Annotated in this window: 18 protein-coding genes and 2 pseudogenes; 17 read left to right on the forward strand and 3 right to left on the reverse strand. The window is 32.6% G+C overall.

Features of this window, described 5'->3' with window-relative positions; translation table 11 throughout:
• Positions 1 to 239: 239 nt before the first annotated feature.
• Positions 240 to 473: pseudogene (locus BAQ44_RS19090) on the reverse strand (hypothetical protein); the annotation flags it as partial.
• Between the two features lie 29 nt (positions 474 to 502).
• Between BAQ44_RS19090 and BAQ44_RS19095 the strand changes: the two are divergent.
• From BAQ44_RS19095 to BAQ44_RS19140, 9 genes and pseudogenes are all read left to right on the forward strand, one after another.
• Entirely contained in the window at positions 503 to 772 is a 270-nt protein-coding gene (locus BAQ44_RS19095) for a hypothetical protein (protein WP_063261040.1), read from the forward strand.
• Positions 773 to 845: 73 nt separating this feature from the next.
• Complete coding sequence (locus BAQ44_RS19100) at positions 846 to 2,186, forward strand: DEAD/DEAH box helicase (RefSeq protein ID WP_071722987.1); 1,341 nt, start codon at positions 846 to 848, stop codon at positions 2,184 to 2,186.
• Between the two features lie 254 nt (positions 2,187 to 2,440).
• Positions 2,441 to 3,076 (forward strand): TetR/AcrR family transcriptional regulator, encoded by a 636-nt coding sequence (locus BAQ44_RS19105; RefSeq protein ID WP_071722989.1) that lies wholly within the window; start codon positions 2,441 to 2,443, stop codon positions 3,074 to 3,076.
• A 58-nt stretch (positions 3,077 to 3,134) separates the two neighbouring features.
• On the forward strand, positions 3,135 to 4,385 hold the full coding sequence (locus BAQ44_RS19110; protein ID WP_413551099.1) for an MFS transporter: 1,251 nt from the start codon (positions 3,135 to 3,137) through the stop codon (positions 4,383 to 4,385).
• Positions 4,386 to 4,391: 6 nt separating this feature from the next.
• Complete coding sequence (locus BAQ44_RS19115) at positions 4,392 to 6,731, forward strand: ABC transporter permease (protein WP_071722991.1); 2,340 nt, start codon at positions 4,392 to 4,394, stop codon at positions 6,729 to 6,731.
• Between the two features lie 8 nt (positions 6,732 to 6,739).
• Positions 6,740 to 7,501: an ABC transporter ATP-binding protein gene (locus tag BAQ44_RS19120; protein ID WP_071722993.1), complete on the forward strand. Its 762-nt coding sequence runs from the start codon at positions 6,740 to 6,742 to the stop codon at positions 7,499 to 7,501.
• A 100-nt stretch (positions 7,502 to 7,601) separates the two neighbouring features.
• Positions 7,602 to 8,464, forward strand: a pseudogene (locus tag BAQ44_RS31840) (class I SAM-dependent methyltransferase).
• A 119-nt stretch (positions 8,465 to 8,583) separates the two neighbouring features.
• Positions 8,584 to 8,991 carry a VOC family protein gene (locus BAQ44_RS19135; RefSeq protein ID WP_071722995.1) on the forward strand — a complete coding sequence of 136 codons (408 nt, stop codon included), beginning with the start codon at positions 8,584 to 8,586 and terminating at the stop codon, positions 8,989 to 8,991.
• Between the two features lie 299 nt (positions 8,992 to 9,290).
• The gene (locus BAQ44_RS19140; protein WP_063261033.1) at positions 9,291 to 10,073 is read left to right on the forward strand and encodes a class I SAM-dependent methyltransferase; all 783 of its coding nucleotides are present in this window, start codon (positions 9,291 to 9,293) and stop codon (positions 10,071 to 10,073) included.
• 176 nt (positions 10,074 to 10,249) lie between these two features.
• Here BAQ44_RS19140 and BAQ44_RS19145 read toward each other — a convergent pair whose 3' ends face one another.
• On the reverse strand, positions 10,250 to 11,935 hold the full coding sequence (locus BAQ44_RS19145; RefSeq protein ID WP_084669573.1) for an alpha-keto acid decarboxylase family protein: 1,686 nt from the start codon (positions 11,933 to 11,935) through the stop codon (positions 10,250 to 10,252).
• A 103-nt stretch (positions 11,936 to 12,038) separates the two neighbouring features.
• Here BAQ44_RS19145 and BAQ44_RS19150 point away from each other — a divergent pair, with 103 nt between their 5' ends.
• The 6 genes from BAQ44_RS19150 to pepD all read left to right on the forward strand — a co-directional run bounded on the left by BAQ44_RS19150 (position 12,039) and on the right by pepD (position 16,451).
• Positions 12,039 to 12,521, forward strand: coding sequence for a MarR family winged helix-turn-helix transcriptional regulator (locus BAQ44_RS19150; protein ID WP_063261031.1), 483 nt, complete (start codon positions 12,039 to 12,041; stop codon positions 12,519 to 12,521).
• A gap of 167 nt (positions 12,522 to 12,688) precedes the next feature.
• Positions 12,689 to 13,426, forward strand: coding sequence for a 2,3-diphosphoglycerate-dependent phosphoglycerate mutase (gpmA, locus tag BAQ44_RS19155; protein WP_071722999.1), 738 nt, complete (start codon positions 12,689 to 12,691; stop codon positions 13,424 to 13,426).
• A gap of 188 nt (positions 13,427 to 13,614) precedes the next feature.
• On the forward strand, positions 13,615 to 14,352 hold the full coding sequence (locus tag BAQ44_RS19160; protein WP_116758390.1) for a type II toxin-antitoxin system SpoIISA family toxin: 738 nt from the start codon (positions 13,615 to 13,617) through the stop codon (positions 14,350 to 14,352).
• Positions 14,353 to 14,464: 112 nt separating this feature from the next.
• Positions 14,465 to 14,590, forward strand: coding sequence for a hypothetical protein (locus tag BAQ44_RS19165; RefSeq protein ID WP_000588712.1), 126 nt, complete (start codon positions 14,465 to 14,467; stop codon positions 14,588 to 14,590).
• 75 nt (positions 14,591 to 14,665) lie between these two features.
• Positions 14,666 to 14,842, forward strand: coding sequence for a stage II sporulation protein SB (gene spoIISB, locus BAQ44_RS31160; protein WP_071723003.1), 177 nt, complete (start codon positions 14,666 to 14,668; stop codon positions 14,840 to 14,842).
• Between the two features lie 139 nt (positions 14,843 to 14,981).
• The gene (gene pepD / locus BAQ44_RS19175; RefSeq protein WP_071723005.1) at positions 14,982 to 16,451 is read left to right on the forward strand and encodes a beta-Ala-His dipeptidase; all 1,470 of its coding nucleotides are present in this window, start codon (positions 14,982 to 14,984) and stop codon (positions 16,449 to 16,451) included.
• A gap of 563 nt (positions 16,452 to 17,014) precedes the next feature.
• Here pepD and BAQ44_RS19180 read toward each other — a convergent pair.
• A complete protein-coding gene (locus BAQ44_RS19180; protein WP_063261027.1) occupies positions 17,015 to 17,485 on the reverse strand; it encodes a DUF5065 family protein in 471 nt (156 codons plus the stop codon).
• Positions 17,486 to 17,939: 454 nt separating this feature from the next.
• Here BAQ44_RS19180 and BAQ44_RS19185 point away from each other — a divergent pair, with 454 nt between their 5' ends.
• Both BAQ44_RS19185 and BAQ44_RS19190 read left to right on the forward strand, forming a co-directional pair.
• On the forward strand, positions 17,940 to 18,599 hold the full coding sequence (locus tag BAQ44_RS19185) for a CatB-related O-acetyltransferase (RefSeq protein WP_071723008.1): 660 nt from the start codon (positions 17,940 to 17,942) through the stop codon (positions 18,597 to 18,599).
• A gap of 473 nt (positions 18,600 to 19,072) precedes the next feature.
• Positions 19,073 to 20,386 carry a D-alanyl-D-alanine carboxypeptidase family protein gene (locus BAQ44_RS19190; protein WP_071723010.1) on the forward strand — a complete coding sequence of 438 codons (1,314 nt, stop codon included), beginning with the start codon at positions 19,073 to 19,075 and terminating at the stop codon, positions 20,384 to 20,386.
• Positions 20,387 to 20,715: the final 329 nt, after the last annotated feature.

Here is a 20,715-nt window from a genome sequence, read left to right on the forward strand (position 1 = left end):
GTATGCGTGTTTGTGTGGACTCACAATTGGCCGTGATTATAATGCAGCGATCAATATCAAAAAGGAAGCCATCCGCTTATTAGTGTTGGCATAAATAGTAATAAAATAACCTTTGGAACAAGGGAGTTAGCTCGGCTGTCCTAGGACAAATTCGTTAGCTATCAAAAGTAGCGATGAACCGAGAAGCCCTACTTGGGGTAAGCTCGTAAGAGGTACTAAGTGGTGGGTAGTTCACTTTCATGAATTTGTTTATTTGTTTGGAAAGTAGGTAGTTCAACTCCATCTGTTACATATGACCTCATTAATTTTTCATCATTTTTGAGTAAAGCATGTTTGAATTCACTTATTACATCTGTTTGAGATTTCGCCATTATAATTGTGGTGGATTGAAAATATAGTAAGAAAAATACGCAAAAAATCTTTATGAATGTATTGGTCAATTTTATCACCTTGTAACTATGTTTCCTTAACATTGAAATATATATGTATAGGAGGGGAGAAGATGAGTTTACTGCTTGATGTAATAATGGCTATAATTACATTCTATCCTCGAAATGATATGAAATTAAAACATCATATTGCAAAGTTAAGTGAATTCGAGTGGTTTCGAAGGCTACACGAAGATACAAAGTATACAAGTTTAATTTGGAGTAATAGAAAAATTAAAAAGTTAATTTTGTCTACGACTAATATGGAAGCATTAATAAATTCCGAGAAAAAACAAATAGAATTTGTCCAACTAGTGCACGATGAATATAAAAAAAGAAGATAAGAATTTTTTTATTTTTCATATTTGGCGAAACAAATGGTACAATGAAAGCTAATGTGAAAAATAAGGAAAAGAAGTGGTCTATTTGAAAAACTTTTTAGAATTAGGAATTAGTGAAACTTTTAATCATACATTACGTGAAAATGGAATTACAGAAGCAACACCAATTCAAGAGCAGGCAATTCCTGTTATTATGTCAGGTAAAGATATTATTGGGCAGGCGAAAACAGGAACGGGTAAAACGTTAGCATTCGTGTTACCGATTTTAGAAAAAATCGATCCAGCGTCTAGTGATGTTCAGGCTTTAATTGTTGCACCAACAAGGGAACTAGCACTGCAAATTACAACTGAAATTAAAAAAATGCTTGTTCAAAGAGAAGATATCAATGTACTAGCGATTTATGGCGGGCAAGATGTAGCACAACAATTGAGAAAATTAAAAGGCAATACACATATTGTTGTTGCGACACCAGGACGATTATTAGATCATATACGTCGTGAAACGATTGATTTAAGTAATCTTTCAACGATTGTACTAGATGAAGCGGATCAAATGCTTTATTTCGGTTTCTTATACGATATTGAAGATATTTTAGATGAGACACCAGGTAGTAAACAAACGATGTTATTCTCAGCAACGATGCCAAAAGATATTAAAAAATTGGCGAAACGTTATATGGATGAGCCGCAAATGATTCGAGTAGAAAGTGAAGAAGTAACGGTAAATACAATTGAGCAGCGTGTCATTGAGACGACAGATCGTGCAAAGCCAGATGCACTTCGTTTTGTTATGGATCGTGATCAGCCATTTTTAGCAGTTATTTTCTGTCGTACAAAGGTTAGAGCAAGTAAGCTTTATGATAATTTAAAAGGACTAGGTTATAATTGTGCTGAACTTCATGGTGATATACCTCAAGCGAAACGTGAAAGAGTCATGAAGAGTTTCCGCGAAGCTAAAATTCAGTACTTAATTGCGACTGATGTAGCAGCTCGTGGACTTGATGTAGATGGTGTAACGCATGTATTTAACTTTGATATTCCTGAAGATGTAGAAAGTTATATTCACCGCATTGGCCGAACAGGACGTGCAGGTGGATCAGGTATAGCAATTACGTTCGTTGCAGCGAAAGATGAAAAACATTTAGAAGAAATTGAAAAAACGCTCGGTGCACCATTGCAAAGAGAAATAATCGAACAACCGAAGATAAGACGTGTAGATGAAAATGGAAAACCGGTACCAAAGCCGGCTCCAAAGAAATCAGATCAATATCGTCAAAGAGATAGCCGCGAAGGTTCGAGAAGTGGTTCAAAAGGTGGCTCAAGAAATAGTTCGAGAAATGATAACAACCGATCATTTAACAAGCCAAGTAATAAAAAAGGTAGTACAAAACAAGGTCAGCAAAGACGTGGCCGTTAAATAGTTATTATTCAAAAAGAGTCGCAAATCGTTGCGGCTCTTTTTTGTTTTTATACAACGATGTCGATATAAGTACAAAGGTGATGAAAAGGTGCAATTCTTAAAATTTCATTTACCGTATTAAAAAAATAGAAAATTTATAAAGGAAATAGAAAGTAGGGTGTTGTATATGTACGATAATAGGAAACTTTTTACTAACTAAACATATAATTTAAATAGACCGACAGTCGGTCTGGATGGGAAGGAGAACATGAATGCGAGTTGTAAAGGAGTATGAGGAGCGTAGAAAGGAAATTTTAGAAACTGCTGAACGTTTATTTATTACGAAAGGTTATACGAAAACAACAGTAAATGACATTTTAAAAGAGATAGGAATAGCGAAGGGGACGTTTTATCACTATTTTAAGTCGAAAGAAGAAGTAATGGATGAAATCATTATGAGGATCATTAAAGAAGATGTTGCTAAAGCGAAAGTAATCGTTTCTAATCCAAATATCCCCGTTTTAGAAAAGTTATTTCGAGTCTTGATGGAGCAATCACCAAAATCAGGAGATGTCAAAGATAAAATGATTGAACAATTTCATCAGCCGAATAATGCGGAAATGCATCAAAAAAGTATAGTGCAATCCATTATTCATTTATCTCCTGTTTTAGCAGAGATTTTAGAACAAGGAATCGATGAAGGCGTATTTTCTACACCATACCCACAAGAAACGATTGAATTATTACTCTCTTCAGCACAAGTTATATTTGATGAGGGGTTATTCGAGTGGAAACCAGAAGAAATGATGAGGAGAGTGAAAGCTTATATTAAAATGATGGAAGTATCTGTTGGGGCGAAAGAAGGATCCTTTGATTATATGGTTGAGGTTTTAATTAAACAGAAATAATCATTTTCTGTTTGATTACTACAGACCGACAGTCGGTCTAAATTAAAAGAAGGGTGTGATGAGGATGCCAGCAAGTATAAGATCTTCTATGAAAGATTTTCACTTAATGGTGAGTGGGCAAATTATTACTATTTTAGGATCAACACTTTTACGTTTTGCTCTGTCGTTATATGTGCTAGATATAACAGGGCGTGCAGATATATTCGCAGGATTATATGCGGTTACGAGTATTCCATTTTTGTTCGCTCCACTTGGCGGAGCGATAGCTGATCGTTTCAATCGCCGTAATTTAATGGTCATTTTTGATTTTATAAACACTGCGATTGTATTAAGCTTTATAGTTTTATTATTTACTGGATCGGTATCTATTATATTGATTGGGACAATTATGTTTTTACTAGCAGTCATTAGTGCAATGTACTCACCAGTTGTAATGGCGAGTATTCCGCAATTAGTTCCAGAGAAAAAGTTAGAACAAGCGAACGGTATCGTAAATGGTGTGCAAGCATTATCTAACATAGTTGCTCCTGTATTAGGAGGAATATTGTACGGCATAATTGGTTTGAAAATGCTCGTAATAATAAGCTGTCTTGCTTTCTTTTTATCTGCGATTTTAGAAATGTTTATTACAATACCTTTTATAAAAAGAGCACAAGAAAGCCATATCATACCGACAATTGTAAAGGATATGAAAGAGGGCTTTATATACGTTTTAAAACAACCATTTATTTTGAAATCTATGCTTTTAGCTGCATTACTAAATTTAATACTGACACCGCTATTTGTTGTTGGTGCTCCAATTATTATACGAGTAACAATGAAAAGTAGCGACATGTTATACGGAATTGGAATGGGATTGATCGATTTTGCTACTATTTTAGGTGCATTATCAATAGGTTTTTTTGCGAAAAAGATACAGATGAAAACATTGTATTACTGGATGCTTTTAATAGCTTTATTAGTAATACCAATGTCACTATCAGTTACGCCATTTATTCTTAATTTAGGATACTATCCACCATTTATCCTCTTTATACTTTCTTCTATTCTAATTGCAATGATCATGACAATTGTATCCATCTATGTAATTACTGTAGTCCAAAAGAAAACACCAAATGAAAATTTAGGAAAAGTAATGGCAATTATAACAGCGGTATCTCAATGTATGGCGCCAATTGGGCAAGTTATTTATGGTTTTATGTTTGAAGAATTCAATATGAAAATTTATTTACCTATTTTAGCAATTAGTTTCATAATGATAATAATGGCAATCGTGACGAAGAAAATATTATGGAATGAAGGGAACTAGCTTCATATGATTAGGAGAATGTTAAAAAGAGATTTCTCTCAAAATAAAATGATAATTACCATTTTATTTATGTTTATCTTGTTATCAAGTCTATTAATGGCTAGTGCTTCAAGTAACGTTATAAATTTATTGAACTCGATTGATCAATTGTTTAAAGTATCAAACGCACCACACTTCGTACAAATGCATGCCGGAGAAATAAATCAAAAGTCAATCGATTCATTTGTAGCGAAAACTCCTTTTGTAAAAGAACAGCAAACGGCTGAGATGATTCAAATTGGCGGGTCTAACATTTTTATAAAAAAGAAAAATGAAGCGGAACTTAATAGTGTAATGGACATTAGTTTCGTTAAACAAAATAGTAATTTTGACTTTTTATTAGATTTAAATAATGAAGTGATCAATGTAAAGAAAGGGGAAATAGGTGTACCAATTTATTATATGCAAAAATATAAATTGCGTATTGGAGATAAAATATGGGTTGTTAAAAATAATAATGAACTAGAATTGACTATTTCGTCATTTGTTCGTGATGTTCAAATGAACCCATCAATCGTTAGTTCAAAACGATTTGTAATAAGCGATGAAGACTTTGAAAGAATAAAGGAGCATTTTGGAGAAAGCGAATATCTTATTGAATTCCAGCTAACAGATGTAAATAAAATAAATGAATTTGAAACACTATACCAATCATCAAACTTACCTCAAAAAGGTCCCTCTATTACGTATTCACTCTTTAAAACTCTCAATTCATTAACAGATGGAATAATAGCTGCAGTGCTTATTATAATAAGTGCATTATTAATGTTAATCGCAAGTTTATGTATTAGATTTACGATTATGACTTCTATGGAAGAAGATTATCGGGAAATAGGTGTAGTGAAGGCTATCGGCATAACAAGTAAAGAGATTCAAAAGCTATATGTAACAAAATATGTTGTTATTGCTGCTAGCGGATGTATATGTGGATATATTCTTTCGTTATTTGTTACAAAAATTTTCACCGCTAATATATCACTTTATATGGGAATAGCAAGTACAAGTATTTTACATTTTGTTGTACCATTAATAGTCATAATTGTGTTATTTCTAACTATTATCCTGTTTTGTCGTATCATTTTGCGGAATTTCAGGAGAATTACAGCAATAGATGCTTTAAGATCAAGAGATAATCTAGGGAAGAAGAAGGGAAAAAGGACTTTTTCTCTCTCTCAAACTAGAATTACAAATGTAAATATATTTATTGGTATGCAAGATGTAGTAAAACGATTTAAGTTATATCGCGTGTTAAGTATCGTTTTAATCATTGCTGTGTTCATGATTGTTGTACCTGTTAACTTTTTGTATACGATTCAGTCACCGAAGTTTGTAAATTATATGGGAACAGGAAAAAGTGATATTCGAATAGATTTACAGCAATCTGAAAATATAGAGAAACGATTTAAGGAAGTAATTTCATATATACGAAACGATGAAGAAGTTGAAAAGTATGCAGCATTTGTAACGAGTACATTTAAAGTGGTGAATACTGATGGGACACATGAAAACTTACATGTAGAAGTAGGAGACTTCTCTAAATTCCCATTAGACTATATTCAAGGTATGGCACCAAAAAATGAAGATGAAATTGCTCTTTCTTATATGAACGCAAATGAATTAAAAAAGAATGTAGGGGATGAAATCGTTTTATTTGTAGAAGGAAAAGAAAGAGTACAAACTATTAGTGGGATATATCAAGATGTAACAAATGGCGGGAAAACAGCTAAAGCGAGCTTCTCTTATAATAGTGAAAATATATTATGGTATGTAGTAAATGTAGATATAAAGCCTACTATGAATTTACAAGAAAAAGTGAAGGAGTATAAACATAATTTTAGTTCTGCAAAAATAACAGATACAGATGATTATTTAACGCAAACTTTAGGAGAGACAATTAAACAATTAAGATTCGTGACTCAAGTGGCAATGTTAATTGCCATATTGATATCAGTTTTAATTTCTGCTATGTTTTTTAAAATGTTATTAGCTAAAGATTCTTCGCAAATATTAATTATGAAAAATATCGGCTTTTCTTACAAAGATATTCGAATACAGTATATAACCCGTTCTATTGTCATTGTATTAATAGGTATTGTAACAGGGACATTACTAGCTGCTACGTTTGGGGAAATGTTAGTAAGTTGGTTAGGCTCATTTATGGGAGCAGCTCATATAATGTTTGTTGTAAATCCTATCGTTTCTTATGTAATATGTCCAGCTATTTTATTTATATCTGTTACTGCCACAACACTTTTCAGTAGTTTTACTATGAAACAAACAGACGATTTAAAACGAAATCGGGAGTAGGGTGTAATGTGAAGAAAATTTTAGAAGTAAAGCAATTAAACAAGACATATTCATTAGATGGAAATGCAAATTATCATGTGCTAAAAAATATAGATTTAGAGATTTATGAAGGTGAATTTGTATCGGTCATGGGCCCTTCTGGTTCTGGGAAATCAACGTTACTATATAATATTAGTGGAATGGATCAAATGTCATCAGGAAGTGTGAAAATTGATAGTAAAGAAATATCATGTATGAAAGAAGAAGAGCTAGCCAAATTGCGCCTTACTGAAATAGGATTTATTTTTCAACAGAGCAACCTTCTTAGAAACTTGAATCTATTTGATAATATCATCTTGTCAGCATATGTAGCGAAATGTGAGAGTAAGGAAACAGTAAATCAACGTGCTCTGGAGCTAATGAGGAAAATGGGGATAAGGGATATAGCGTCTCATTATATAACCGAAGCATCTGGAGGGCAATTACAAAGGGTTTCTATTTGTAGAGCGCTTATCAATAAACCAAATGTTATTTTTGCTGATGAGCCAACTGGTGCTCTAAATTTAAAATCAACAGAAGAGGTAATGCAAATATTATTAAACATTAACCGTGATGAAACGACCATTATGTTAGTGACTCATGATGTAAAAGTAGCAGCGAAAACAGAAAGAGTTCTTTTTATGACGGACGGAGAAATTGTTAGTGAAATACAGTTAGGTAAGCTTAGGAACGATGATTTAAAAGTACGAGAAGAGAAGTTGTTAAAATGGTTAGCTATACTTGGATTTTAAAGAAAAAAACTCCTATTGAATGTAGGAGTTTTTTTCTTTGTCTGAAAGTTCTAAAAGATATATAATGATTTTCTGACTATTAAAATTTGGAGGGGTACAAATGAAAAGTGAAACGTTGCACACGCAAGAAGATATTATTAAAATGCTTGATTCATTATTAAGACCAGCAGAACCATTTTGGAATGAATTTTATGAGAATAGAGAAAAGGATGTTCCGTTTTTTGAAAATGTTCCAGATGAAAATCTAGTTTCATATATAGAAACAGGATGGATTTCCAAAGGGAAAGTACTGGAGCTTGGATGTGGTCCAGGGAGAAATGCAATTTATCCCGCTTTAATGGGCAGTAAGACCCCCATCTCAAAATTCAGCGAAAGCAAAGAATTTAGGTGGGGGATCAACTGCCCATAAAAGTCCGATTGGTTCAACTAATAATCAGTGGGGGATGAAGAAAACCCCCACTGATTAAAGTTTCACTTTATTTGGCGAATGAAGGATTTGAAGTAACGGCAGTGGATTTATCTATAGAAGGCATTAATTGGGCGAAAGAGAGAACATTAGCAAAAGGAGTAGAAATTGATTTTATTTGCGATTCGATTTTTAATTTAGAGGTTCAAAATGATTTTGATTTTGTGTACGATTCGGGTTGTTTACATCATATTCCACCACATAAAAGAATAAGTTATGTGAATTTAATTAAAAACTCATTGAAACCGGGTGGGTATTTTGGATTAACATGTTTTGCAGCAGGCGATTTAGATGAGCGAAATGGATCAGAAATAACAGATTGGGACGTATATAGAGGGTGGAGTTTACAAGGTGGTCTTGCATATTCAGAAGAAAAACTTAGAGAGGTATTTAAAGAATTTGAAGTAATTGAAATTCGAAAGATGAGGCAAATCAAACAACCAAATACTATGTTTGGAGAATCATTTCTTTGGACAGCGTTATTTAAGAAGGAATAAGAAAGTAGATAATTGACAAACGTATCGTTTTTATAGACAATATATTCATAAGAATATACGTTCGGTTGTGTTGGCCGATGTATGTTTTGTATAAATACATAACAAGGGGCGGTCTCTATATGAATAATACAAATCAAAAAATCACTACATTTTTAATGTTCGAGGGTAAAGCTGAGGAAGCGATGAATTTTTACACGTCGCTATTCGATCAATCAGAAATTGTAAATATCTCTCGCTACGATGAAAATGGACCTGGTAAAGAGGGAACAGTAATTCATGCAACTTTTACGCTAAATGGCCAAGAGTTTATGTGTATTGATAGTTATGTAAATCATAATTTTACGTTCACTCCAGCTATGTCTCTTTATGTAACTTGTGAGACAGAAGAAGAAATTGAAACGGTCTTTCATAAACTAGCGCAGGATGGAGCTATTCTTATGCCTTTAGGTTCTTATCCATTTAGTAAAAAATTTGGTTGGTTAAATGATAAGTATGGTGTGTCTTGGCAGTTAACGCTTGCGGAATAAATTGTAATTTATTTGTTTAATGGGTGTAGTTCAGAGGTTGAAAATTTAAATTACAAATAAAAAGGTGTTCCAACCGTCAACAGGTTTGGAATGCCTTTTTATTTGTAATGGATTAATTTAAACGGATTTATATTTTTTCTATTTAGAATATTTTATTTTTCTTACTACTTTTTATCTGTTAATATAAATATAGAAAAGTATATATAAATTATTGGTTAGGTTAATAGAAAAAGGGAAGCACAAATAGTAAATGATCTTACACTTAAAATGTAACAAGATAGCTAGGGGGAAAAGTTATAATGGATACAACTCAACAAAACAGTAATGCATGGGATAAAAAAGTTGAAGAAGGTTCTAGATATACGCAACCAGTGAGTAGCGAGGTTATTGAAAAAAGCAAATTAGGTGAATGGGAAATCACAGTTACCACAGAAAAATCTGTTCCTAGAGATTGGTTTCCAAAGTCATTAGAGGGATTAAAAATACTGTGCTTAGCATCAGGTGGAGGGCAACAAGCACCAGTACTAGCTGCTGCTGGAGCAGATGTAACAGTTACGGATATATCAAAAAAGCAGTTGGAACAAGATAAAAAGGTAGCGGAACGGGATGGTTTAACTTTAAATACAGTGCAAGGAGATATGTCAGACCTTAGTGATTTTGAAGATGAATATTTTGATATTGTCGTAAATCCTGTTTCTAATTTGTTTGTAAAAGATGTTCATCTAGTATGGAATGAGGTATCAAGGGTACTAAAGGATAGAGGTATTCTTATTTCAGGATTTACAAATCCATTACTATGGATTTTTGATGACAATCAAGAGCAACAAGGTATACTTGATGTTAAACATTCAATACCATCATCAACACTAGATTATTTACCAGAGGATGAAGTTCAAGATTATGTAAATTCTAATCAAACAATAGAATATGCACATACTCTTGAAGACCAAATTCAAGGTCAAATTGAAGCTGGTTTAGTTATAACTGGTTTTTATGAGGATGATTTTGGTGGAACTAGAATATTAGATAATCATATTAAAACTTTTATCGCTACAAAAGCTATAAAGATAAAGATGGATTAAAAACTTTTTCCAGTTAAACTGGGGTTAATTGAAGAATGGCCTTAAAAATAGGGGAAGTTTAATGTATGTCAAAAAGGATGGCACTTGCCATCCTTTTTCTTGTGTATTTTGAGTATATAAACAAGTTTGATATCTTTTAGTTGAACTTGTTATTATTTATGGTTACTCTTTTCTTTTTAAGAATTTTGCTTGCCGAATCTTTCACCGAGTTTAGCTAACAATTCAGGCTGATCTCCTTGACTCATTATAACTTCAATAAAGATAAGTTGATTCTTATTTAAAGTTATATTCGTTAAGACTTCTGCTAACTCTATTTCATTTTCCACTTTACAAGGTAGACTTTTTTCTTCTGATCCGAATACGTTTGCGAGTTTTGTGTAATCCCACATTTGTATGTCATTATACGGTTCCTTTTGGCCGTGAATTGCACGTTCAACGGTGTATCCATTGTTATTAATTAAAAATATAATCGGTTTTAAATTTTGACGAAGTATAGTCGATAACTCTTGAACAGTTACTTGGAAAGAACCATCACCAATAATTAAAATGTTACGCCGCGATAAATCAGCGAGCTGTGTACCGAGTAGAGCAGGTAATGTATAACCAATTGATCCCCATAATGGTTGAGTTACATATGTAGTGTTATTTGGTAAAGGGATAGTGGCACTACCGAAGAAAGGGGTTCCCTGCTCTGCAATTAAAACATCGTTTTCTTGTAAGAAATGGTATATTTGTTGCCAAAAACGTTTTTGTGTAACCATTTGTGCTTTTGGATTAAACTCTTCAGTAATCGATAGTGATTCGGAAATAAAGGACTTAATTTCAAGTGTTTCCTCTATGCGATGTTCGATTAAATCAGTTAATTGTTCTAAAACATCTTTCATTACAACTGGTCCATATGTTTTATCTATAATTTTTACAGTATAGGGATGGATTTCTATTACTTGCTCTTTCGTAAAGCCTTGTGTAAAGCCGCCAGTAATAGTATCAGTTAATTTCACGCCAATACTAATAATACAGTCAGATTCATCAATTCTTTTTCGTAAGTATGGAGAACTAACATCACCAGTATAAACGCCTATAAATTGAGGGTGTTTTTCAGGGAAGACTCCTTTCCCCATACTTAACGTTGCGATAGGAAATCCAGTTTTTTCTACGAATTGATGCAAATATTCTTCCGCATGAAAACGAGCCACTTCAAAATCAGCTAAAATAACAGGTTTTTTGGCACTGCTTATTTTTGAAGTTGCATGTAGAAGCATTTTATCTAGCGCATCTTTATTACTTACAACTGGTTTATGTAAAATTGGTTCCGTAGGTTTATTGATTGGTTTATTATACACATCAATCGGTAATTGAATATGAACAGGCCGTTTCTCAATCCAACATGCACGTAACACACGGTCAATTTCTTCAACAGCATGCTCAGGTGTTAATTTTGCTTGTGCCACCGTGATTTCTCGATACATATTGGAAAAATGATCGAACTTTCCATCACCTAACGTATGATGAACGAGTGCTCCATTTTCCATTAATTTAGTTGTTGGCGTACCAGTTATTTTTATAACTGGTACGTTTTCTGCGTATGACCCAGCAACGCCGTTAAGTGCGCTTAATTCTCCAACACCGAAAGTGGTAATAAGGGCGGCGATTCCTTTTATACGGGCGTATCCATCTGCAGCATATGCCGCATTCAATTCATTACAATTACCAATCCACTTTAGCTTTTCATGTGCTAGTACATCATCTAAAAAAGCCAAATTATAATCACCAGGGACACCAAAAATATGTTCAATTCCTAATTCGCTTAGTCGATCTAATAAATATGTACTTACAGTATATTGCGTTTTCAAGTGAATCATCTCCTAATTTTGCAATGAATATTTCAATAGAGTAAGTTCCAATGCGTTCATTAAAATATTGATTACCGGATTGTGGTATAATTTACATACAGGGGGAAAGTAGATGACACAACATAAAGAAGAACAGATGAATGAAGCATTAGCATTATTTTACTTTGCATATAAAACATTTACTGAAAAGCCAGATGAAATTATAAAAGAGTATGGCATACAACGAGTACATCACCGAATTTTATTTTTTATCGCACGATTTCCAGGGATAAGTGTAAATGAGTTATTATCAATGCTAGAAATAAGTAAACAAGCTCTTCACGGACCATTACGACAACTTGTGGAAAAGGGTTTAATTGAGAGTAATGAAGCTATACATGATCGCCGTGTGAAACAGTTATCTTTAACAGAAATAGGTGTAGATTTAGAGAAAAAACTGAGCGATGTTCAAAGAGAACAAATGAGTGCTATTTTTTCAAAATTTGGTGAATCGTGTGAAGAAAATTGGCATCAAGTTATGAATGAAATGGCAAATAGTCGATCAGGTTTTGATGCTTGGATATCAAAACGAGAAGTTGTAATCGATCAAAAATAATAAGAAATATATCTGTTTTTATAGTTTGAAAAAGAACAAATTTTATCCATACATTTGGCAACTATGGTTTGATCATAGAGTGAATGGATAAAAAGATACATTACTAGATACTTTATACGTGTACGCAATGGAACAATAAAATTCACATTTCCGAGAGGGGAATTATTATGATAAAACTTGTACTTATTCGTCACGGACAAAGTTTATGGAATCTTGAAAATCGATTTACAGGATGGACAGATGTAGATTTATCAGAAAATGGGTTAAGTGAAGCGAGAGAAGCAGGAGCAATATTAAAGAAAAATGGATATACTTTTGACGTTGCTTATACATCGGTATTAAAACGAGCAATTCGGACGCTGTGGATAGTTCTACATGAGATGGATCTTACTTGGGTGCCTATACATAAATCGTGGAAATTAAACGAAAGACATTACGGAGCACTACAAGGATTGAATAAAGATGAAACTGCGAAAAAATATGGTGAGGAGCAAGTTCATATTTGGAGAAGAAGTATTGATGTAAGACCACCTGCTCTTACTGAGGATGATCCTAGATATGAAATGAATGATCCAAGATATAAAGCACTTAAAAAAGGTGAGTTTCCATTAACAGAATGTTTAGTGGATACGGAGAAAAGAGTACTTGATTATTGGCATTCAGAAATTGCGCCGTCATTAACAAATGGAGAGAAGGTAATTATTTCATCGCACGGTAATACGATTCGTTCGCTAGTGAAATTCTTAGATAACCTTTCAAGTGATGGTGTTGTTTCATTAAATATTCCAACGAGCATTCCGCTTGTGTATGAATTAGACGAAGATTTACGTCCAATTCGTCATTATTACTTAAGTATGGATGGAGAAGTACCTGAAGGTGGAATTCCGAAACATATTTCTTTTTAACATGAAAATTTGAAACGCATGCTTGTCTACATATACAATGTAGATTCATGATAAAAGACGTGGTACCTTCTAATGTATATGCGATATTGCTAAATTTAGAAGCTTGTCCACGTCTTTTGTCATAAAGAGAGCTGCTTGTGCATGTAATGATATCGTGAGTAGTTTTTGAATGGAGGGTGATGTCATTGGTGATCTCTAACATTCGAATCGGCTTATTTATTTTAGCAATCGTTTTTCTCGTTCTTGTTTTCTTTTACTGGAGAAATGAAGAGTTGTATGAGGAGAAAAAGCAACGTATTAGAAAGACTTGGTATGGGTTGTTTATAATATCAGTCACCGTGTATTTCATGATAAAAGGAATTGATTTAACCCTCTGGAAAAATCTTTTAATGTTCACTGCAATGGTTATTTTCGTTGATATTGCATTTATTTTAACACCTAATATTTCAGAAATATGGGGAGCGAAATTTAGCGATATCGGCAAAACTGTTCAATCGATAAAACGGTCATTAATTGCTTCTAAAGCAAGAGGAGAAATATATACAACAATAATTCAAAATGTCAATCCAACAGTGTTCGGTACGATGGAATGGCATACGGAAGAAGAATATACAAAAAGCTTAAACGTATTTTTAGATTCGTATGGAGAAAAGATTGGGGCGAAAATTGTTGTATTTGAAGCGGCAAAGGAATTAAATACAAACTTTCGCGGTATCCGCTCTCAATTTAGTATTATCGTTCCGTTAGAACACATTGAGCAATTGAATGAGCAAAAAGCGTTACAAGTAGAAAATGTAGGAATTATACCAGCAAAAATTGTAAGTGATGTTTTCATCGTTATTGATGGGAAGAAAAATAATCTGCAAGATCGAGATTTTGAAAATGTATATAATTTAACAATACATCATAGTTATTTTAGTAAATAAGGACAGGATTTTTTTCTGTCCTTTTCACTTATACATAAAGGTAAAGCAAATTTAGACAAACTTGTATAAAATCGGACAATCATTCCTACACTAGCACGTAGAGGTGATTGTAGTGATAAAAGATTATGACAATGATTTTTTTAAAGAAGATAATGAAGATACAACAGATTTCTCGTTAATAAAAGGAGATACATTACAGCAAGTAGAAGAATTAGAAGAAGAATTAAAAAGAAAATGATACGTGTACACGCTGTCTACATTTGCGATATAATATAAATAGAAGATTGTATCTTTTTGAATAGGGGGAGAAGAGATGGCTGAAATAAATGTACAAAAGTCTTCATTTTTTAAAGAAAAAAAAGAAGAACCAAATACAGATTTCTCTCTTGTGAAAGGTGCATTAACGGAAAATATAAATCGTTTAGAGAACTTAATGAATAATAGTACTTCAAAATATATGAGGGCAAAAAAAAAGAAAGAAAATGCATAGTGCATTTTCTTTCTTTTTTATATGATTAAATATTTCACGAGTGGATTTTAAAGTATGAAATAGAAAAGGAAACTAATGAATCATGGTATAATGATAAAAGACTTACATATTATTTTGTCATTTTGAGAGGAGCTTAAAAATGTATTCTACTTTAGAACAATTAACAAAGCACCCTGTATTTTATCATTTTGCAGAAATTTCAAAGATTCCTAGAGGATCGGGTAATGAAAAGGAAATTAGTGATTATTTAGTTGGTTTTGCAAAAGAGCGTAACTTAAAAGTGATTCAAGATGAAGCGTTAAATGTCATTATTAAAAAAGAAGCAACTGTTGGTTATGAAAATGTACCAGCAATAATCATTCAAGGCCATATGGATATGGTATGTGAAAAAAATCAAGCAACTGTACATGATTTTGAAAAAGATCCAATTGAATTACGAATCATTGGAGACATGTTATATGCAAATCAAACGACTTTAGGTGCTGATAATGGTATTGCAGTTGCGTATGCAATGGCTTTATTAGATTCAAAAGACATTCCGCATCCAGCACTTGAAGTAGTTATTACTACTGAAGAAGAAACAACAATGGGTGGGGCTTTTGCTGTTGATGCAAATCACTTTGAGGGTAAGGTTTTTATTAATATTGATTCTGAAGAAGATCATAAATTACTTGTAAGTAGCGCAGGTGGTGCGAAAGCTGTTGAAACAATTCCAGTAATTTGGGAAGAGGCGTCAGCGAATACAGATGCATACCGTCTATATGTTGGTGGTTTAAAAGGCGGACATTCTGGTATGGAAATTGATAAACAGCGTGGTAACGCGAACAAAGTATTAGGACGAGTATTACGAGATTTATCAGCACATGTTCAATTTGAGATTAGTGAAGTTCACGGCGGATTAAAAACGAACGCAATTCCGCGTGAAAGTGTAGCTACAATTGTATTACGTACAGAAGATGTCGAGAAAGTAGAAGAAAAACTAGTATCTTGGACTAGAGTATTACAAGAAGAAATGCGTGCTGTTGATCCAGATGTTCACGTTACACTTACAAAAGTGGATGAGAAAGTAGAAAAAGTATTTGCTAAAGAGACACAAAAGCAACTTATTTCATCATTATTCTTAATTCCAAACGGCATTCAAAGTATGAGCTTGGATATTAAAGGTCTAGTAGAAAGTTCAACAAATTTAGGTGTTATTGAAACGTTGCAAGATGAAATTAAATTACGTAACGAAGTGAGAAGTTCTGTGAGTAGTTTAAAACAACATGTTGCAGATGAAATTAAATGTATTGCCGAGTTACTTGGTGCAACATTTGAAATAGAGTCAGAGTATCCAGAATGGCCATACAATCCGAATTCACAAATTCGTAATTTGTTTGAAAAAGTGCATCAAGAAAAATACAATAAAGAGATTGAAATCTTTGCAGTGCATGCAGGTATTGAATGTAGTGCATTCGTTCAAAAAATGCCTGAATTAGATGCAATATCATTCGGTCCAGATATATTTAATGTTCACACTCCAGATGAGCATATTAGTATTTCTTCTGTTGTGAATAACTGGGGATTCTTCGTTGATGTAATGAAGGGTACGAAAGAATTAGCTAAATAATATTCATAAAATGAAGAGTAGCCTATAAAATTTTATAGGCTACTTTTTTGTATAGCGTTGTATTAGAAATTCATTTTTACGTTAGTATTTAATTTTCACTTTTATTTCTAGAGGAGATTGTACCAAAGGCTGCTCCAGAAATTGCTCCGATTAAAGTCATAAAGATTGCACCCCATGCTGCAAATGACATTATTACACCTCCAAATAATAAATTATTGTTTCTTAGCCTTTTGAATAGAAATGATAATTGCAACAACTATTAAGAAAATAAGAGGAGACCAAGAATAGAAAGACATGTAATATTCTCCTTTCAATATTATTTTTAAATATTTTTATAAATAAATTATCGCATTTTTAAAGAGTGAACATATAAAATATGCAATATTGCATATTGAATTGTGGTACTAAAAGAGGTGGAAACAATTATTGAATAAAAATTATAATTTATAAAGAAAGTAAGGATTTTTTAAATCTTAAAAAGGGAGAAAAATCAAAAAAACTTCTCTATCTTATATAAGATAGAGAAGTTTTTTGATTTTGTTTGCTGGTGAGATAAATATATATTATTTTGAGATTTTAAAGCTGCCCCCATAATAATAATTTTCTCCAAGCTTCATAACAGCTACATATGTTCCAGGATTATAAGCCTTAGTAATAGGGGTTACAAATCTACCATAATCATGTTTTAAACCTGAGTCATAAATGGTTTTATATCTATGCAAGTTTATGTCATCATTTTCATTTCCGCTCAATTGATATATTTTTACAATACCAGTATCTTTACCACCAGTATATATAGTAACATCGAATGTATCTCCATGCTTTAAGTCACCAACTGCTAACTCTTCTAAAAAATCTGCATTATGATGTAATAAAAAATAGTTTTGCCAACGCCAATTATCTAAAAATAGTGATTCTTTTTGTGTAAGTTGTGATTCAGCAGACACGGGTGGGAGTGTACCAATTGTATTCGAAAATAAAAATCCTCCAACAGTTAATGCACCAATAATTGTTGATTGCTTTAAAAGTTTCATGTTCTAAACCTCCTATTTACTTAAAGACTCAGAAATCGCTTTTGTGAAAAACTAGCTGTGAAATCTAATGGATGATAATATATTCTATAATCATATTAACATTTATTGATTTATCAGACAAATCAATAAATAATAAAACGATATCGAGGGAGTTAAGGCTAATATAAGAAAAAAGTTAGCTGTATAGCTAAGAAATCTGGATTATATATAATTGGGATTTGTTATTTGAAAACTCGATTGTTTTAATGTTGAAATTTCAATTCATACTTTAAGTTTCAGAACATAATTTTACAATTTGACTTATGTAATTTATCACGTTATGATTTTTTTATTATAAAAGAAAGGCTTGAATATAATGATTCGTCGTTTGAGAAAGCTAAAAAATGTAGCAGTTGTATTAAGCTTCTAAGTGAATTACAAAGATCTACAATACTTAGAAGCGAGGAATAAAGTAATGAAACATCCATTATATAATCATTGGTCAGAAACGAAGTATTTAAAAGATATAGTAACAAATCCACTCATTGAGGTAGGAGAGTACTCCTATTATTCAGGTTACTATGGTCATCAAAATTTTGAAGATGGCTGTGTAAGGTATTTGTGGGGGGATGCTAAGTCCCGAGCGCTTTTCAACCCAATTGAACAGATGGGATGGCATCTTGATAAACTCATTATTGGGAATTATGTTTGTATTGCCAGTGGAGTAGTCATTTTAATGGGTGGTAATCATAATCATCACTCAGAATGGATTACAGTCTATCCATTCGCTGAGCAAATTGAACATTCATATGAACCGAAGGGTGATACAGTCATTAAAAGTGATGCGTGGATTGGAATGAATGCTATAATAATGCCTGGCGTTACAATCGGTGAAGGTGCAATCGTTGCAGCAGGATCTGTCGTAAGTAGAGATGTTCCGCCGTATACAATAGTTGGTGGAAATCCTGCTAAGGAAATAAAGAAGCGGTTCACTGATTCAGAAATGAATATGCTAATGGAGATGCGTTGGTTTGATTGGGATAGAGAATTAGTTGAGAAGGCAATGCCTATATTATCTAGCTCATCTATTAGACTATTATATGATTTTTATAAAAAGAAAGTAAAAAATAGATAAGTCTGTGAAAAAACTACATTCTATATAGGATGTAGTTTTTTATTATAAAAAATTAATAGTCTAGACTAAGGAAAATTCATCTTAGGTATGAGTATAGCAAATAGCTGAATTAAATAATTAAAATCCTTGATAGCTAATAAACGAATGTTTGGCTACCAGTGTGTCTCGATATTTAATCGGGATACACTGGTTTTATTTTTGTAAATGTGGAACAAATGTATTATTTAGGTTGTCTGTTAATTGTAATCCTAAAAAATATAAAAGTATGAATCATTGAAAAAAATACAAAGGTATTAAAAATAGGGGCGTGTGTGGGGATACAAAGTATCAGTGTCCTAATAGTGTGGGATAAGAGGGTTTATATGACAGCGATACTAACGTCTTATATGTAATTTGATAAAACTGTCTATTTTTTATAGGGATTATGCAGTAATAACGTTTTTTTGAGTACAAAGATATTGGAGGTAACAGAAGTGAAAGATATGTTGTGCAAGAGATTTATTGCAATAGTAACAGTGCTTACACTATTTTGTAGCATAGTTGTTACATCTGGAAGAGCAACAGCGGAAACAGTTTCTGCTATAGACGTAGAAGCAGGATCGGCAATTTTAGTAGAAGCAAATTCCGGGAAAATTTTATATGAAAAAAACGCAGATGAATCATTAGCAATTGCTAGTATGACAAAAATGATGAGTGAATATTTAGTTCATGAATCGGTGGAGAAAGGAAAACTTAAATGGGATCAAAAAGTTAAAATCTCTGAATATGCATATAAGATTTCGCAAGATCGCTCATTATCAAACGTTCCATTAGAAAATGGTGGCTCTTATACAGTAAAAGAGTTATATGAGGCAATGGCAATTTACTCTGCAAACGGTGCAACAATTGCTTTAGCTGAAGAGATTGCTGGAAAAGAAGTTAATTTCGTAAAAATGATGAACGATAAGTCAGAAGAGTTTGGAATGAAAAATTATAAATTGGTAAACTCAACAGGTTTAACAAACTATGATTTAAAAGGACATCATCCAGAAGGGACAACTCCAGATGAGAAAAATAAAATGTCTGCAAGAGATTGTGCGATTTTAGCACAACGTCTTATTCAAGATTTTCCGAAAATATTAGATACAGCAAAAATCCCTAAAAAAACATTCCAACAAGGTGGTAAATATCCAATTGATATGACGAACTTTAACTGGATGTTAAAAGGTTTAAGTAAGCAATACGAAGGTGTAGATGGGTTAAAAACAGGAACTACCCCAGAAGCTGGTGATTGTTTCACTGGTACAGTAGAAAGAAACGGCATGCGTTTAATCTCTGTAGTGATAAAAGCAAACTCCCATGCAGCACGTTTTGATGAAACGAAGAAATTATATGATTATGGATTTGCGAATTTTGAAATGAAGAAAGTTTATGGAAAAGATTCAGTAGTAAACGGGCATGAAACAGTGCGAGTAGCAAATGCAAAAGACAAAGATGTAGTCGTTCAAACGAAGCAAGCTGTTTCACTTCCAATACCAAAGAGCAACAAAGATGTATATAAAAAAGAATTTAAAGTATTGAATGAAGTACAAGAAGCACCTATTAAAAAAGGTGTAACAATTAGTAAAATGATTATCTCGCCTAAAGATAGTAAAGATCCTGGGTTCTTATTAGGTAAATCATTACAAGTAGACCTTGTAACAAAATCTGATATAGAACAAGCAAATTGGTTTACACGTTTTATGCGTAACATCGGATCTTTTTTTAGTGGTATGTGGGATAGTGCGGTTGATATAGTAAAAAGCTAATTTTATAGTTTGAAACAAAAGGTTTCAAACTATTATAGATTTTTATGTGGATGGCTTGGAATTGAAGCGGGCATTAACTTTCAAATTTGGTCCTTCGGAACTATTTGAATTGCTATCAAGCTAAAATAAATTTGTATCCATATAATCAAAAGGCGCTATTCTTTTTGTAGAAATGTACAAAAAGGATGGCGTTTATTTTGATTTTTTGATTCAAAGCACTTAGGTACAAGGATAATTTAATTTACATAGGATAAAAGAAGATTTATTATTCAATTAAATTGCAATGAAAATAGATATACGCTGTGAACTATTATATAGTGTAGATAGGA

Origin of the sequence: Bacillus mobilis, assembly GCF_001884045.1 — a bacterium.
Taxonomy (GTDB): domain Bacteria; phylum Bacillota; class Bacilli; order Bacillales; family Bacillaceae_G; genus Bacillus_A; species Bacillus_A mobilis.

Excerpts from the sequence above, each read along its gene's own strand:
- BAQ44_RS19095 (WP_063261040.1), top strand. The coding sequence starts at position 503 with ATGAGTTTACTGCTTGATGTAATAATGGCTATAATTACATTCTATCCT.
- BAQ44_RS19105 (WP_071722989.1), top strand. The coding sequence starts at position 2,441 with ATGCGAGTTGTAAAGGAGTATGAGGAGCGTAGAAAGGAAATTTTAGAA.
- BAQ44_RS19110 (WP_413551099.1), top strand. The coding sequence starts at position 3,135 with ATGAGGATGCCAGCAAGTATAAGATCTTCTATGAAAGATTTTCACTTA.
- BAQ44_RS19115 (WP_071722991.1), top strand. The coding sequence starts at position 4,392 with ATGATTAGGAGAATGTTAAAAAGAGATTTCTCTCAAAATAAAATGATA.
- BAQ44_RS19135 (WP_071722995.1), top strand. The coding sequence starts at position 8,584 with ATGAATAATACAAATCAAAAAATCACTACATTTTTAATGTTCGAGGGT.
- BAQ44_RS19140 (WP_063261033.1), top strand. The coding sequence starts at position 9,291 with ATGGATACAACTCAACAAAACAGTAATGCATGGGATAAAAAAGTTGAA.
- BAQ44_RS19145 (WP_084669573.1), bottom strand. The coding sequence starts at position 11,935 with ATGATTCACTTGAAAACGCAATATACTGTAAGTACATATTTATTAGAT.
- BAQ44_RS19150 (WP_063261031.1), top strand. The coding sequence starts at position 12,039 with ATGACACAACATAAAGAAGAACAGATGAATGAAGCATTAGCATTATTT.
- gpmA (WP_071722999.1), top strand. The coding sequence starts at position 12,689 with ATGATAAAACTTGTACTTATTCGTCACGGACAAAGTTTATGGAATCTT.
- spoIISB (WP_071723003.1), top strand. The coding sequence starts at position 14,666 with ATGGCTGAAATAAATGTACAAAAGTCTTCATTTTTTAAAGAAAAAAAA.
- pepD (WP_071723005.1), top strand. The coding sequence starts at position 14,982 with ATGTATTCTACTTTAGAACAATTAACAAAGCACCCTGTATTTTATCAT.
- BAQ44_RS19180 (WP_063261027.1), bottom strand. The coding sequence starts at position 17,485 with ATGAAACTTTTAAAGCAATCAACAATTATTGGTGCATTAACTGTTGGA.
- BAQ44_RS19185 (WP_071723008.1), top strand. The coding sequence starts at position 17,940 with ATGAAACATCCATTATATAATCATTGGTCAGAAACGAAGTATTTAAAA.